Source organism: Nocardia anocheti (genome assembly GCF_029675105.1).
GTDB lineage: Bacteria > Actinomycetota > Actinomycetes > Mycobacteriales > Mycobacteriaceae > Nocardia.
Genome location: NZ_JAQQFV010000002.1, coordinates 174,203 through 189,472 on the forward strand (window position 1 = coordinate 174,203; position 15,270 = coordinate 189,472).

General features: G+C 69.4%; 15 protein-coding genes. 7 read left to right on the forward strand and 8 right to left on the reverse strand.

All coding sequences use genetic code 11. The features are described from left to right. Positions 1-22 precede the first annotated feature (22 nt). From rpmB to rpsR, 4 genes are read left to right on the forward strand one after another with little or no spacing between them, the layout of a single operon-like run. Positions 23-259, forward strand: a complete 237-nt coding sequence (gene rpmB, locus QC180_RS04840) for a 50S ribosomal protein L28 (protein ID WP_019049258.1) — start codon at positions 23-25, stop codon at positions 257-259. A 10-nt stretch (positions 260-269) separates the two neighbouring features. Further along, positions 270-440 carry a 50S ribosomal protein L33 gene (rpmG, locus tag QC180_RS04845; protein WP_278261372.1) on the forward strand — a complete coding sequence of 57 codons (171 nt, stop codon included), beginning with the start codon at positions 270-272 and terminating at the stop codon, positions 438-440. Then, positions 440-745 (forward strand): 30S ribosomal protein S14, encoded by a 306-nt coding sequence (rpsN, locus tag QC180_RS04850; RefSeq protein ID WP_278261373.1) that lies wholly within the window; start codon positions 440-442, stop codon positions 743-745. Before rpmG ends, rpsN begins: the two co-directional genes overlap by 1 nt. Positions 746-755: 10 nt before the next feature. Beyond that, a complete protein-coding gene (rpsR, locus tag QC180_RS04855; protein ID WP_067979995.1) occupies positions 756-1,013 on the forward strand; it encodes a 30S ribosomal protein S18 in 258 nt (85 codons plus the stop codon). Between the two features lie 70 nt (positions 1,014-1,083). Here rpsR and QC180_RS04860 read toward each other — a convergent pair whose 3' ends face one another. Further along, positions 1,084-1,647, reverse strand: a complete 564-nt coding sequence (locus QC180_RS04860; protein WP_278261374.1) for a LysM peptidoglycan-binding domain-containing protein — start codon at positions 1,645-1,647, stop codon at positions 1,084-1,086. Between the two features lie 215 nt (positions 1,648-1,862). On the opposite strand from QC180_RS04860, the gene QC180_RS04865 reads away from it, so the two are divergent. Beyond that, positions 1,863-2,288, forward strand: coding sequence for a hypothetical protein (locus QC180_RS04865; RefSeq protein ID WP_278261375.1), 426 nt, complete (start codon positions 1,863-1,865; stop codon positions 2,286-2,288). Positions 2,289-2,347: 59 nt separating this feature from the next. On the opposite strand, the gene purH is transcribed toward QC180_RS04865, so the two are convergent. From purH to sucC, 6 genes are all read right to left on the reverse strand, one after another. After that, the gene (gene purH / locus QC180_RS04870) at positions 2,348-3,913 is read right to left on the reverse strand and encodes a bifunctional phosphoribosylaminoimidazolecarboxamide formyltransferase/IMP cyclohydrolase (RefSeq protein WP_278261376.1); all 1,566 of its coding nucleotides are present in this window, start codon (positions 3,911-3,913) and stop codon (positions 2,348-2,350) included. Next, on the reverse strand, positions 3,910-4,539 hold the full coding sequence (purN, locus tag QC180_RS04875) for a phosphoribosylglycinamide formyltransferase (protein ID WP_278261891.1): 630 nt from the start codon (positions 4,537-4,539) through the stop codon (positions 3,910-3,912). Before purN ends, purH begins: the two co-directional genes overlap by 4 nt. A 58-nt stretch (positions 4,540-4,597) precedes the next feature. Continuing rightward, the gene (locus tag QC180_RS04880; RefSeq protein ID WP_278261377.1) at positions 4,598-6,112 is read right to left on the reverse strand and encodes a cell division protein PerM; all 1,515 of its coding nucleotides are present in this window, start codon (positions 6,110-6,112) and stop codon (positions 4,598-4,600) included. A 114-nt stretch (positions 6,113-6,226) separates the two neighbouring features. Continuing rightward, positions 6,227-7,285 (reverse strand): DUF5336 domain-containing protein, encoded by a 1,059-nt coding sequence (locus QC180_RS04885; protein WP_278261378.1) that lies wholly within the window; start codon positions 7,283-7,285, stop codon positions 6,227-6,229. Between the two features lie 201 nt (positions 7,286-7,486). Then, on the reverse strand, positions 7,487-8,404 hold the full coding sequence (gene sucD / locus QC180_RS04890; RefSeq protein WP_278261379.1) for a succinate--CoA ligase subunit alpha: 918 nt from the start codon (positions 8,402-8,404) through the stop codon (positions 7,487-7,489). 12 nt (positions 8,405-8,416) lie between these two features. Then, entirely contained in the window at positions 8,417-9,586 is a 1,170-nt protein-coding gene (sucC, locus tag QC180_RS04895) for an ADP-forming succinate--CoA ligase subunit beta (RefSeq protein WP_278261380.1), read from the reverse strand. Between the two features lie 520 nt (positions 9,587-10,106). Between sucC and QC180_RS04900 the strand changes: the two genes are divergently transcribed. Next, the gene (locus QC180_RS04900) at positions 10,107-11,162 is read left to right on the forward strand and encodes a M23 family metallopeptidase (protein ID WP_278261381.1); all 1,056 of its coding nucleotides are present in this window, start codon (positions 10,107-10,109) and stop codon (positions 11,160-11,162) included. Between the two features lie 52 nt (positions 11,163-11,214). Further along, positions 11,215-12,597 (forward strand): DUF1731 domain-containing protein, encoded by a 1,383-nt coding sequence (locus QC180_RS04905; RefSeq protein ID WP_278261382.1) that lies wholly within the window; start codon positions 11,215-11,217, stop codon positions 12,595-12,597. Here QC180_RS04905 and pcrA read toward each other — a convergent pair whose 3' ends face one another. Next, the gene (pcrA, locus tag QC180_RS04910) at positions 12,598-15,180 is read right to left on the reverse strand and encodes a DNA helicase PcrA (RefSeq protein WP_278261383.1); all 2,583 of its coding nucleotides are present in this window, start codon (positions 15,178-15,180) and stop codon (positions 12,598-12,600) included. Positions 15,181-15,270: the final 90 nt, after the last annotated feature.

The window sequence follows — 15,270 nt, forward strand, 5'->3', positions numbered from 1 at the left end:
CATATCCATGGAGGGAGGTCGCATGTCGGCCCACTGCCAGGTCACCGGTCGCAAGCCCGGGTTCGGGAAAGCCGTCTCGCACTCGCACCGGCGCACCAACCGGCGCTGGAACCCCAACATCCAGCGCAAGACCTACTACCTGCCCAGCGAGGGCCGTCGCATCACGCTGACGGTCTCCGCCAAGGGCATCAAGACCATCGACCGGGACGGGATCGAGGCCGTGGTGGCCCGCATCCGCGCCCGGGGCGACAAGATCTAGGAGCTGATCCATGGCCTCGAAAGCGACCGAACTCCGGCCGATCGTGAAGCTGAAGTCCACCGCGGGTACCGGCTACACCTACGTCACCCGCAAGAACCGGCGCAACGACCCCGACCGCCTGGTCCTGCGCAAATACGACCCCGTCGTGCGCAAGCACGTCGACTTCCGCGAGGAGCGCTGATGGCGAAGAAGTCCAAGATCGCCCGCAACGAACAGCGCCGCGCGATCGTCGAGCGCTACGCCGCGCGTCGCGCCGAGCTCAAGGAGCTCATCCGCAAGCCCGACACCGGCGACGAGCAGCGCGCGGCCGCGCAGGCCGAACTGCGCGCCCAGCCCCGCGATGCCAGTCCGGTACGATTGCGCAATCGGGATGCTGCTGATGGACGGCCACGCGGCCATCTCCGGAAGTTCGGCCTTTCCCGTGTCCGAGTGCGCGAGATGGCCCACCGGGGCGAGCTCCCCGGGGTCCACAAATCGAGCTGGTAAGGAAAATTCCATGGCAGTGAAGCGAGCACCCTCCAAGAAGGCACGCGCCGAGCAGGGCCGCAAGCCCAAGAAGAACCCGCTGATCGCGGCGGGCATCGAGTACGTCGACTACAAAGACGTCAACCTGCTGCGCACCTTCATCTCCGACCGCGGCAAGATCCGCAGCCGCCGAGTCACCGGCCTGACCCCGCAGCAGCAGCGACAGGTCGCCGTCGCGGTGAAGAACGCGCGCGAGATGGCGCTGCTGCCCTTCACCACCACGAAGTAGCGCCGACACGACAGTGGCCCCGAAGCTGTTGCCTCGGGGCCACTTTCGTGTGTCAGGACACGGTTCTACCTCACGGGATGGTGAGGACCTGCCCTGCGTTGATCAGGTCCGGGTTGTCGATGCCCGAGGCCGAGGCGATCTCGTGGTAGCGGTTGCCGTCACCGTAGAAACGCTCCGAGATGGCCCACAGGGTGTCGCCCGGCTCGACCGTGTAGGTCTGCGCGGCGGGCGGCGGGGGCACCTCTTCGGCGACGGGGGCCGCGGCCACCGGCTCCGGTTCCGGCGCGGGCAGCGGGTTGTCGGTGTTGGTGGCGGTGGCCCACGCGACCGAGTCGTCGGTGCCGTAGATCACGACGTTGCGGTCGGGCTGCACCACGAGCCGCTCGACGTTCTTGCCCGCGGTGTCGGTCGCCCACACGCGCGCGCCGTCGCCCTTGTAGAGGACGAAGTCGCCGTCGATCTGCAGGGCCGCGCGCTGCACGTCCTGTCCATGAGTTTGCGCGGCCCACACGACGTTACCGTCGGGCTCGGACAGCACCAGGTTGCCGTCCGGCTGCAGGGCCAGGGTGTACGCACCGCCGGTCAGGGACTGTCCCAGTCCCAGTTCTTCGCCTACGCGCAGCGTGTCGCCCACGTTCGTCCTTTCGAAGATCCAGTTGCAGAGCATCCAACAAAGCGATGCTCGCCGTATGCCACGGCGTCGCATCGCAGCCGAATGTAGTCCCCGCAGAGCGGAAATGGGTGAGTTACGCGCACGGTTCGCGGAAAGTTCACTGTGGGCTGCGTCGCGTTTAGAATGCGCCCGCTGTGCGCACGGCCGCGCGCGGGCCGCCGTCTAGGCTGATCGCCATGAGAACCGTCGCGCGCGCCGCTGCCGCCCTGGCCGCCCTCACCCTGCCCCTCACCGCGTGCGGCACCTCCGATTCCCCGGCGCCGCAACCCGACACGACCACCGTCGCCGAGGCCCCCGACGCCGCCATCGGCCACCGCTTCACCCCCGACCCCACCATCCTCGAACCCCACCCCCTCCCCCTGGATTCGTGGACTCGCCTGAGCGACAACACGATCGCCGTCAACTACCAGACCGGCAACCCCCAGTGCCACGGCATCGACGCCACTGTCACCGAGTCCTCCGACGCCGTCACCATCACCCTCCGCGCGGGCACTCGCGCCGACGCCGTCGGCAAGATGTGCACCATGAACCTCATCTTCGGCACCACCGAACTCACCTTGAAGTCCCCCCTCGGCACCCGCCAGGTCCTGGGCACGAAATAGCCCCGACGACAACGGGTGCCGCACCGGTTGGTGCGACACCCGTTGGGGTTCGAACGAACTCAGTGGGCGAAGTGGCGAGCGCCCGTGAGGTAGAGGGTGACGCCCGCTTCCTTGCAGAGGTCCACAGTGTCCTTGTCGCGGATCGAGCCACCGGGGTGGACAATGGCGCGCACGCCCGCGGCGACCAGGATCTGGGGGCCGTCGGAGAACGGGAAGAACGCGTCGGAGGCGGCGACGGATCCGGCGGCGCGGTCACCGGCGCGCTCGACAGCGAGCTTGCAGGAATCGACGCGGTTGACCTGGCCCATGCCGACACCGACGGCGGCACCGTCGTTGGCCAGCAGGATGGCGTTGGACTTCACGGCACGGCAAGCGCGCCAAGCGAATTCGAGGTCGGCCAGGGTGGTGGCGTCGGCCGGGTCGCCCGCGGCGAGGGTCCAGTTGACCGGGTCGTCGCCCGCGGCGTCGAGCACGTCACGGTCCTGCAGCAGCGCGCCACCGCTGATCGGACGCAGCTCCACGCCCTTGCGCTGCGGCGGCTCGGCCACGAGCACGCGCACATTCTTCTTGCGCTGCAACACTTCCACCGCGCCGGGCGCGTAGCCGGGAGCCACGATCACCTCGGTGAAGATCTCGGCGACCTGCTCGGCCATCTCCACGCTGACCTCGCGGTTGGCCGCGATCACGCCACCGTAGGCGCTGACCGGGTCGGTGGCGTGGGCCCTGCGGTGGGCCTCGGCGATGTCGGCGCCCACGGCGATGCCGCACGGGTTGGCGTGCTTGATCACCGCGACGGCGGGCTCGTCGAAGTCGAAGGCGGCGCGCCAGGCGGCGTCACCGTCGGTGTAGTTGTTGTACGACATCTCCTTGCCGTGCAGCTGCTCGGCCTGCGCGATGCCCACCGTGCCGTCGTTGCTGGTGTACAGCGCGGCGGCCTGGTGCGGGTTCTCGCCGTAGCGCAGCACCGCGGCGCGCGCCCAGGAACCGGCGACCCAGTTCGGGAACTGCTCGGTCTCCTCGGCGACGGCGGGCACGGCCACCGACCCCATCCAGCTCGCCACGGCCACGTCGTAGCTGGCGGTGTGCTGGAAGGCCTTGGCCGCCAGCGCGGTCCGCTCGGCGAGGGTGAATCCACCGGACTTGACCGCGGCGAGCACGTCGTCGTAATCGGTGACGTCGACGACCACGCCGACCGACGGGTGGTTCTTGGCGGCGGCGCGCACCATCGAGGGCCCGCCGATGTCGATCTGCTCCACGCACTCGTCGACGCTGGCGCCGCTGGCCACCGTCTGGGTGAACGGGTACAGGTTCACCACGACCAGCTGGAAGGCTTCCACCCCGAGCTCCACGAGCTGCTCGACGTGCTCCGGACGGCGGGTGTCGGCCAGGATGCCCGCGTGCACGCGCGGGTGCAGCGTCTTGACGCGGCCGTCGAGGGTCTCCGGGAAACCGGTCAGGTCCTCGACCTTGGTGACCGGAATGCCCGCCTCGGCGATCTTGCCCGCGGTCGAGCCGGTCGACACCAGTTCCACGCCAGCGGCGTGCAGTCCGGTGGCCAGCTCGACGAGCCCGGTCTTGTCGTAGACGCTCACCAGCGCCCTGCGGATCGCCTTACGTTCACTCACCGGCGTGCTCGCTCATCTGGAATTTCTGCCTTTCGTCCGTCGGAGACAATGCCTCGCGTCGCGACGGCGGCGATGACCTCCGCCAGCAACCGTCGCTCGACAACCTTGATGCGTTCGTGCAGGGCGGCCTCGTCGTCGCCGGGCAGTACGTCGACCGCCTCCTGGGCGAGGATCGGGCCGGTGTCCACGCCCGCGTCGACCAGGTGCACCGTGCAGCCGGTGACCTTGGCGCCGTAGGCGAGCGCGTCACGCACCCCGTGCGCGCCGGGGAACGACGGCAGCAGCGCGGGATGGGTGTTGATGAAGCGGCCGCCGAAGCGTTCGAGGAACGCGGGGCCGACGATCTTCATGAAACCGGCCGAGACGACCAGGTCGGGCCGGAAGGCGTCGACGGCCTCGGTCAGCGCGTGGTCCCAGGCGGCCCGATCCGGGAAATCCTGGACCGCGACGCGGAAGTGCTCGATTCCGGCGGCCTCGGCGTGGTCGGTGGCCGCGCAGACCCGGTCGACGCCGACCGCGACGATCTTCGCGGGATATCCGGGCTCCTGGGCGGCCGCGAGCAGGGCGGCGAGCAACGAGCCGGTGCCCGAGGCGAGGACGACGACGGTGGCCGGATTGCTGGTCAGCGCTCTACTCCTGCGTGTGGTCGGATGGCGGCGATTCGGCGATACCGCCGGGTCGAGCTTAACGACCGGTGGTCGTGTCACCTTCCGGCAGGTCCGCCTCGACCACCTCGGCGTCGACGATCTCCTCGGTGGGCTCGGTCGTGGAGCCGGGAGCGGCGATGCTCACCTCGACGTCGTCATCGATGTCCTCGACGAGTTCGGCGTCGACTTCGACAGGGGTGTCGGCGTCGTCGTAGGTGTCCTCGTCGTCGTAATCCTCGTCGTAGTCGTCGTCGGGGTCTTCGTCGTCCTCGTCGTAGTAGTAGTCCTCGTCGTAGTCGTCGTAGTAATCGTCGTCCTCGACCGGGGCGGTCGGGGTCAGGAAGCGGCGGGCGAAGACCATGCCGACGAACCCGCCGACACCGAACCAGGTCACCATCAGCGGGACCAGCATGAGCAGATCCGTACCGACCCACCCGATCGCGCCGAGCTGTCCGCTGGCCAGGACCGTGAGCAGCAGGAACGCCAGGGTCGACAGCCCGGCGGAGGTGAGCGTGGCCCAGGGGGCGCCGGGACGGTCGTCGCTGGTGCGGCCGAGTTCGACACCGCCGAGCACGCCGACGGCCAGCGGCACCAGCAGCAGCGCGGGCCACCAGGCCGAGGCCGGGCCCTCGGGCACCGGGATCAGCGCGGGTACCGCCGGTAGCTGCGCACCGCTCACCCCGAACAGTCCGACGGACCCGGTGCCGAATTGCACGGCGGCACCGGAGAGCAGCCCGGCCGCGGCGATCACCACATTCGGCAGATACAGCAGCGCGAGCAGGCTGGTACCCAGCACATCGGTGACGTTGTGGGCCTGCTGATAGGTCACCTCGAAGCGCGACAGGTGCGCGAACAGCGAGATCACCGTGGCCAGCGCGGCACAGCCGAGCATGCGCAGCACGGTGCGACGGGCGGCGCGCGCGCCGAGCACCGCCCAGCCCGGGATCTCCACGGGCAGCAGGGCGCACACCTCGGGCCACGCGCGGCTGACGATGCCCGCCGCGGCCGCGCCCAGATACAGCACGATGACCCAGCCGAAGGCCGAGATCGGGCCCGGCGGTTCGAGCGGCGTGACCCCGGCGGCGTCCCCGGTGACGGCCAGACAGACCGCGGTCATCAGCAGTGGTCCGGCGAGCACGGCCCCGGCCAGCCAGGCCAGGTCGATCGGCTGCGGCCGGTTCGGCACGGCCCGCGCGCATTCGCGGGCGGCCAGCCAGCACAGCAGCGCGGTGGGGACCAGCGGCAGCAGCCCGAGGGTCGTGCGGCCGACGGTGAGCGGAATCTGGTGGGCGGCAAGCCAGGTGGCGCCGACCGCGGCGGGCGCGCTGGTGAGATCGGTGTCGGTGGTCAGCATGACCACCAGGACGAGCAGCACCGTGGCCGCCAGCGCGCAGATCGTGGGCCGGGCGGCGACCAGCAGCAGGGTCCGCGCGCGCTCCGGCGAGGGTGTCCACCACCCGGGTTCGCGACCCGGCGGCGGTGCGGCGGCGGTCGCCCCTCGGCCGCCGAGTGACCCGGAGGTCCGGCGCACCAGGGCGTTACGGGAGCTCATGACAATTCAGCGTGGCAGCTTCCCCGGCGGGCGCGGGGCAGGCGCGCCGCGAGCCCACAGGCACACCTGTGGGCTCGCGATCGCACCTCCTGCCACGCGCGGCGGCCGTCGGTATTACTTCTGGTCGTCGTTCGGACGGAACGCGGTGGTGGCGTCGGCGGCCGGATCGGCCGTCTGCTCGCCACCGAACGGCTGACCCGCCGCGGTGCCCGGCTGCGCCGACGGCGCGCTCGGCGCACCGTAGGACGCGCCACCGAAGGGCTGACCCGGCTGCTGGCCACCGTAGTTCTGCGTGGCGCTCTCGTCCGGACGCGGCTGCGCCTGCTGCTGCGGCTGCGCGCCGTAGGGCGACTGCTGCTGCGGCTGCTGGCCGTACTGCTGCTGACCGTAGGGCGACTGCTGCGGCTGCTGACCGTAGGACGGCTGACCCGGCTGCTGCCCGTAGGACGGCTGCTGGGCCTGCGGCACCGACGGCTGGCTCTGCTGACCGTAGGGCGACTGGGTCGGGTACTGGCCACCGGTCGACGGCTGGCCGAAAGCCTGCTGCTGCCCGTACTGCTGACCCGGCTGGCCGGGCTGACCATAGCCACCCTGCTGGCCGTACCCCTGCTGCCCGTACTGCCCGTACTGGCCCGGCTGCTGCTGCGGCTGAGCCGGTTTCGGCGCGGGCGCCTTGATGATGCCCAGGCCGAACAGCAGCGCCAGCACCAGCAGCACCGCGGTGATGAACGACAGCGCGGTGATGACGTAGGAGCCCCACTGCAGCTCGGTGCCGTCGCCCGCCTTGATCAGCGACACGACGATGCCGACGAACCCGGCCACGGCGGCCGCCGCCGCCACGCCGCGCACATTCTGCTTGGGTAGCAACGACAATCCGGCCAGCAGCGCGGCCAGCAGCACCAGCGTGGCGTTGGCCGAGCCGGTGGTCTCGAAGATGGACGCGGTCTCGGTGGTCTTGAGCAGGGTGATGCCCACGAACGGCGCGAAACCGAGCAGGAACGTCACCACACCGAGTCCGGCGGCGGCCGCGGTCAGGAGGAAGGGCAGGCCCTTGGTCTCCGCGCCGTCGGCGGTCGATGGCGCAGCCGCGGCGGCTCCGGTGCTCGGGCCCTGGCTGGGCGCGGCGGGTGTCGCGGGTGCGTTGTACCCGGAGCCCCCGGTCGGGTATGACATGTCGTCGTCTCCTTGTCGAGTCGTGCGCATCGGTCGCGTCGAACTGACTGGTGGTGATCCGGTCTTGACGCTACTGCACGCGCTGTCCCGGGTCATCACCAACCGATCGGCCTGTGGACAAACCACCGCCTGTGGATGAATCGACGAAGGCCGCCTCCCGTAAACCTGGGAAGCGGCCTTCGTAGTGTGAGATCCGTCGGATCAGGCGGAAGCGATCGACGCCTTCTCCAGGATCTCGCGGGCCAGCGCGGCGGTGGCGGACGGCGTCTTGCCGACCTTCACACCCGCGGCCTCGAGAGCCTCCTGCTTGGCCTGCGCGGTACCGCCACCACTGGAGACGATGGCACCGGCGTGGCCCATGGTCTTGCCCTCGGGCGCGGTGAAACCGGCGACGTAGCCGACGACCGGCTTGGTCACGTTGGCCTTGATGTAGGCCGCGGCACGCTCCTCGGCGTCACCACCGATCTCGCCGATCATGACGATGATCTTGGTCTCCGGGTCCTTCTCGAACGCCTCGATGGCGTCGATGTGGGTGGTGCCGATGACCGGGTCGCCGCCGATGCCGATCGCGGTCGAGAAACCGAAATCGCGCAGCTCGTACATCATCTGGTAGGTCAGCGTGCCCGACTTCGACACCAGGCCGATCGGGCCCTTGCCGGTGATGTTGTTCGGGGTGATGCCGACCAGCGCCTCGCCCGGGGTGATGATGCCGGGGCAGTTCGGGCCGATGATGCGGGTCTTCTCGCCCTTCTCCACGTTGTAGGCCCACGCGTAGGCGGAGTCCTGCACCGGGATGCCCTCGGTGATGACCACGAGCAGCGGGATCTCCGCGTCGATGGCCTCGATGATGGCGTCCTTGGAGAAGGCGGGCGGCACGAACGCGATGGAGGTGTCGGCGCCGGTCTTCTCGATCGCCTCGGCGACCGAACCGAACACGGGCAGCTCGATCTGGTTGCCGTCCTTGTCGGTATGGGTGACCGTGGTCCCGGCCTTGCGCGCGTTGACGCCGCCAACGACGTTGGTGCCCGCCTTCAGCATCAGCGCGGTGTGCTTGGTGCCCTCGCCGCCGGTGATGCCCTGGACGATGACCTTGTTGTCCTTGTTCAGGAAGATGGACATGTTCGCTGTTCCTTACTTGGCGCTGAAGGCGAGTTCGGCGGCCTTGTCGGCGCCCTCGTCCATGGTCTGGGCCAGCGTCACCAGCGGGTGGGCGGCCTCGGCGAGGATGCGACGACCCTCTTCGACGTTGTTGCCGTCCAGGCGAACGACCAGCGGCTTGGTGGCCGCGTCACCGAGCACCTCGAGGGCGCCCACGATGCCGTTGGCGACCGCGTCGCACGCGGTGATGCCACCGAAGACATTGACGAACACGCTCTTGACCTGCGCGTCACCCAGGATGACGTCCAGACCGGCGGCCATCACGGCCGCCGAGGCGCCGCCGCCGATGTCGAGGAAGTTGGCGGGCTTCACGCCGCCGTGGTTCTCACCGGCGTAGGCGACGACGTCCAGGGTCGACATGACCAGACCGGCGCCGTTGCCGATGATGCCGACCTCACCGTCGAGCTTGACGTAGTTGAGGTCGTTCTCCTTGGCCTTGAGCTCGAGCGGGTCGGTCGCCTCGACGTCGGCGAACTCGAGGTGGCCGGGCTGACGGAACTCGGCGTTCTCGTCCAGGGTGACCTTGCCGTCGAGGGCGAGGATCTCGTCCGAGGGCGTGCGCACCAGCGGGTTGACCTCGACCAGGGTGGTGTCTTCCTTGGTGAAGACCTCCCACAGCTTCTGGATGGTCACGGCCGCGGCGTCGAGCACGTCGGCGGGCAGGTGGCCCTGCTCGGCGATCGAGCGGGCGAAGGCCAGGTCGACACCCTTGACGGCGTCGACGGGCACCTTGGCCAGGCGCTCGGGCGTCTTCTCGGCGACCTCTTCGATCTCCATGCCGCCCTCGACCGAACACATGGCCAGGTAGGTGCGGTTGGAACGGTCGAGCAGGAAGGAGATGTAGTACTCCTCCGCGATGTCCTTGGCCTCGGCGACCAGGAGCTTCTTGACGATGTGGCCCTTGATGTCGAGGCCGAGGATGTTCTGCGCGTGGGTGAACGCGTCCTCCGGGGTGGCCGCGTACTTGACGCCGCCCGCCTTACCGCGACCGCCCACCTTGACCTGCGCCTTGACCATCACCGGCTTGCCGATTTCCTCGGCGATCGCGCGCGCTTCTTCGGCCGTGTCGCAAACCCGGCCCTCGGACGAAGGCACTCCGTGCTTAACGAAGAGCTCCTTCGCCTGATATTCGAAGAGATCCATGTACTCACCGTCTCGTCTGCGTTGCTATGACAACGTCTTTGTTGGCGGCCCGACGTCGGTAGCGGGTCGGGTCGGACTCTAACCAGTCACATGGAGGGCCAATCGGCCACATTCATCCTAAGTGGCGCAGGTCACGACCCCTAACGGGAGGTCCACAAAACCGCCGGTCAAGGCTACTGGCGAGTAGTTTTCGGGCGATTTCGCACGGCGTGGCAGGTCGCGCCGGGTAAAGCCGGGGCGGTCCGACATCTACTACGTTATGTCGTCGACAGACCTCACCCGAGGACGTCGAAAACGGTGAGATTCTGTGTTGCGTTACAGTGACGAATCTCACAGGTAGGTGTAGGTTTCCGACCAGCGCTTGCCACCCTGCAATCGCTTCGTTACCGTCAATGCGGTCGAAGTCACAACCAGGTCACGACAACCAGGTCACGACTGGCAGGTCAGGACTGAGGAGGACGACAAGCTTGAGGCACTTCAGCACTCGCTTGGCACAGCCGTCGGCGATTCGGCGCAGCCGATGAACCACCGCTCCACCTTCTCGCTCGACAACCAGCAGAGCTCCGGACATCGTTACCGGTACACCGACGAGTACACCTCGCACCCGCAGGCCGGACGCGCCCCGGCGGCACAGCCCGACACCGCGTGGCCGCGCACCGATTCCTGGCACACCCAGAACAACAGCTGGTCCGGTGACGCCGCCTGGACCCCCGCCGACGACGAGTGGACCGCCGACGAGTCCGACTCCTACGACTCCGGCACCTACAGCAGCGCCACCTGGGAGCCCGCCGCCTCCGACGGCGCCTACGCCGCACCGCCCGAGACCCACCGGGCCGAACGACGTGGCGGCGCGCATCGCGTCCCTGCCCCGCCCGCCGCGCTCAAGGGCCGCGCCGCGGTCATCGCCGTCGCCGCCGGTGCGGTCGTGGCGGCCGGTCAGGCCGCGATGGCCTCGCCCGAACAGCCCAACCACGGCGTCGATTACGAAGCCGCGGGCCAGATCCACGAGATCGCCGCGCAGTCGATGAACACCGCTGGCCTCGACGACCAGGGCACCGCGCCGCAGGTCCTCGACGCCACCGCGGTCGCCGACAAGAACGACTTCGGCGACATCCTCGCCAAGGGCGCGAAGTTCGCCGAAGACCTCGCCGCGCAGGAATCCGCCAAGCTGCGTCCGCTGTTCGCCAGGTTCGCCGCGGGCAGCTACACCTCCGGCTTCGGTGCCCGCTGGGGCGTGCAGCATCTCGGCATCGATGTCGCCGGTCCGATCGGCACGCCGATCTACTCGGTCGCCGACGGCACCGTCATCGAGGCGGGCCCGGCCTCCGGCTTCGGCATGTGGGTGCGCGTGCTGCACGACGACGGCACCATCACCATCTACGGCCACATCGACACCGCCACCGTCTCCGCGGGCGAGCGGGTGCTGGCGGGCGATCAGATCGCCACCATGGGCAACCGCGGCTTCTCCACCGGCCCGCACTGCCATTTCGAGGTGTGGCTCAACGGCACCGACAAGATCGACCCGGTCCCGTGGCTGGCCACCCGCGGCATCAGCCTGGGCATCCAGCGCGACTAGGTGACCAGCGGCACCCTTCCCAGTGCCGCCACACCCGATTAGCGTTCCAGCCATGGCTGGTACGACGAAGTACACACAGTTCATCGCACTTCCGCCCGCGTCGGTGTGGGGAGTGCTGGGGGATCTCGCGCGGTGGCCGGAGTGGAATCCGGGCGTACGGGCGGTGCGGATGCGCGGGGCCACGGCCGTCGGGGCCACCGGCGACTATGTGCCCAACGGCCAGGTCGCGGCGCGGGTGCACGGTCGATTCGGAAAACCGTTCACCGTCAGCGTCTTCGAGCCCGAACGAGAGCTGAGCATCACCCAGCCCGAACCCGCGGGCACCATGCACCTCACCTGGCGCCTGGCCGCCCGTGACGGCGGCACCGAGATCACCCAGGAACTGCGCTTCACCGGACCGTCCGCCGCGGCCGCGCGCACGGTGGTGCGCCCGTTCATCGAAACCGCCGCGCGCGTGAACTTCTCGCGCCTGGCGAGGCTGGCCGGACTGGTCCCCGCCGACGACGCGCTCACCACGGTCATCGCCGGTGGCACCGGTGCGCTGGGCTTGCAGATCGCCGCCGACCTCACCTGCCGCGGTCATCGCGTCACCCTGCTGACGCGGCGCCGCAACCCCGAAGTGCCGTTCCGACAGACCGAATGGGACGGCCGGTCGGTCGGCGCATGGTCGGCCGAACTGCGCGAACCGGGCCGGATCGCGGTGATCAACCTCGCGGGCAAGCTCGTCGACTGTCGACCCACCGAACGCAATGTCGCCGAATTACGGTCCAGCCGCGTCGATTCCACCACCGCGCTGGTCGCCGCCGCCGGACTGCGCGACACCCCCGTCGACTACTGGATCCAGGCCAGCACCACCGCGATCTGGTCGGACGCGGGCGAAACCCGGTGCACCGAAAGCACTCCCCTGCCGGTCGGCCTGCCGCAGATGACCGGCGTCGCCCAGCCGTGGGAGCAAGCCTTCGACCCCGCGCGCGCCGAACACTGGACGATCCTGCGCACCTCGATCGTGCTCGACCCCGACGCCCCCGCGCTCAAACGCCTCGGCCAACTCACCAAGGCCGGACTCGGCGGACGCGTCGGCCCCGGCGACCAGTGGTTCAGCTGGATCCACATCGAGGACTGGCTGGCCATCGTCCGCGCGGGCCTCGGCCTCGACCCCGAGGTCACCCTGCCCGACGGCATCCTGGTCGCCGCCACCGAGAACCCGGTCCGCAACACCGAACTCATGGCCACCCTGCGCCGCACCCTGCACCGCCCTCCGGCCCCGCCCACCCCGAGCGCCATGCTCACCGTCGGCGCCGTCGTCCTGCGCACCGACCCCGCCCTCGGCCTCACCGGCCGTCACGCCACCTCGGAAATCCTCCCGAAGACCGGCTTCACCTTCCGCTACCCCACCCTGGACGAAGCCCTGAACGACCTACTCCCCAGCAGGTGACTACAACTTGACGATGGTCCGGCTGAACTGGGGAATCAGCCGGATCTTCCCGGCCGAACCGAAGTCGATGGTGACGGTCGCGACGGGACCCACACCGTCGACGGCGACCACGCGACCGAGTCCGTACTTGTCATCGCTGACCCGGTCACCCACGGCGAGCACCAGACCGGTGTTGTTGCGCTTGACCGCACCGCCGGGCGCGGGCCTGCGCTCACCGCCGCCGCCCCGGACCCCGGGCCGCTGATCCCAGCCGTCCCCACGGGTCCAGTCCCGATCGAACCCGCTGTCCTCCCCGCGACGACGCCCGCGCTGCACCGGCGACACCACCGGTTCCAGCCGCCGCCAGTCCAGCAGATGCTGCGGGATCTCCTGCAGGAAGCGCGATTCCGGGTTCGACACCGGCTGCCCCCAGCCCGAGCGCACCACCGCGCGCGAGAGGTAGAGCCGCTGCCGGGCGCGGGTGATACCGACGTAGGCGAGGCGGCGTTCCTCGGCCAGTTCGGCGGGATCGCCCAACGCGCGCATGTGCGGGAACTGCCCGTCCTCCCAGCCGGTCACGAAGACCACCGGGAACTCCAGGCCCTTGGCGGTGTGCAGGGTCATCATGGTGACCACGCCGGTGCCCTCGTCCGGGATCTGGTCGGTGTCGGCCACCAGCGAGACCCGCTCGAGGAACGCGGCCAGCGAGCCGGGCTCGGGTTCGCCGTCGGCGGCCTCGGGCACCAGCCCTTCCTCGCGGGCGGCCTCGGCGTTGTTGAACGCCTCGGAGCTGAATTCCCTGGCCACGCTGACCAGTTCGTTCAGGTTGTCCAGCCGCGCGCCGTCCTGCGGGTCGTCGGAGGCCTCGAGCTCGGCGCGATAGCCGGTGCGGTCGAGCACCGCGTCGACCACATTGCCCACGTCGGGATACTCGCTGTCGGCGCGCGCACCGGCCGCGCGGATCTCCTCGAGCAGGTCGACGAATCCGGCGATGGCGCGCTGCGCGCGGGTGTTGAGCAGGGCCACCTTGCCGTCGGCGGCATCGCGCAGCGCGGCGGCGAAACCGATGTCGCGCTGCTCGGCGTGCACCGCCACGCACGCCTCGGCCCGGTCGCCGATGCCACGGCGAGGCGTGTTGAGAATCCGGCGCAGGCTCACCGCGTCGTCGGGGTTCTCCAGCACCCGCAGGTAGGCCACCACATCGCGGACCTCCTTGCGCTCGTAGAACCGCACCCCGCCGACCACCTTGTACGGCAGCCCCATCCGGATGAAGATCTCCTCCAGCGCGCGGGAATTGTTGTTGGTGCGATAGAACACCGCCACGTCGCCGTAGTTGGCGTCACCCGCGTCGACGAGTCGGTCGATCTCCTTGGCGACGAAGGCCGCCTCGTCGTGCTCGTTGTCGGCGACGTAACCGGTGATGAGTTCACCCTCACCGGAATCGGTCCACAGCTTCTTGTCGCGGCGGTTCTCGTTGCGCGCGATCACCGCGTTGGCGGCGGAGAGGATGTGCTGGGTGGAGCGGTAGTTCTGTTCGAGCAGAATGGTTTCCGCGTCGGGGAAATCGCGTTCGAATTCCTCGATATTGCGGATGGTGGCGCCGCGGAAGGCGTAGATCGACTGGTCGGCGTCGCCCACCACGCACAGTTCGCTCGGCTCGACGTCGTCCTCGCCCGCGCCGTGCCCGACCAGCTCGCGCACCAGCACGTACTGGGCGTGGTTGGTGTCCTGGTACTCGTCGACGAGCACGTGCCGGAATCGGCGGCGGTAGTATTCGGCGACCTGCGGGTGGTTCTGCAGCAGGGCGACCGTCTCGCCGATCAGGTCGTCGAAGTCCAGGGCGTTGGCCGCGCGCAGCCGCTTCTGGTATTCGGCGTAGACGCGGGCGACCAGGGTGGGCAGTTCGCTGTCGTCGGCCTCGGCGTCGGCGGCGGCTTTCGCCGGGTCGATGAGTTCGTTCTTCAGATTGGAAATGGCGGTCGCGAGCAGCCGGGCGGTGTACTTCTTGGTATCGATCTCGAAATCGCGGCTGATCATCGTGAGCAGCCTGCGCGAATCGTCGGCGTCGTAGATCGAGAAATTGGAATTCAGGCCGGGCAGCAGCGCGGCCTGCATCCGCAGAATGCGCACGCAGCTGGAATGGAAAGTCGAGACCCACATGCTGGCCGCGCGCGGACCCACCAGCCCGGCCACCCGCTCGCGCATCTCGGCGGCGGCCTTGTTGGTGAAGGTGATGGCCAGGATCTGCCCGGTCTGCACGCCACGGGCGGCGAGCAGGTAGGCGATGCGGCGGGTGAGCACCGCGGTCTTGCCCGAGCCCGCGCCCGCCACGATCAGCAGCGGCGAACCCGCGTGCACCACGGCCGCGCGCTGCTGCGGATTGAGCCCGTCGAGCAGCCGCTCGGTCTCCTCGGCGCGCCGCTGTTCGCGCTCCTTGCGGCGCTGTTCCTGCTCGGCGCCGCGCCGGGCCGCCGCCTCGGCGAGACCGCCCCCGGACGTGCCACCGCCACCACTGTCCCGATGCGGTAACGACGCGCCGCCGCGCGCGGCTGCGGGTTCGCTGGGATCGGCGGCTGAGGCGTGGGGAGCGACCGTGATATCCATCGTCTGACCACGCTACCGGCGGGCACCGACACGCGGCGAACTGCCACCGGCTCGGTGAACCCCGGGTGAACCTTCTCAGGTAATTCACAA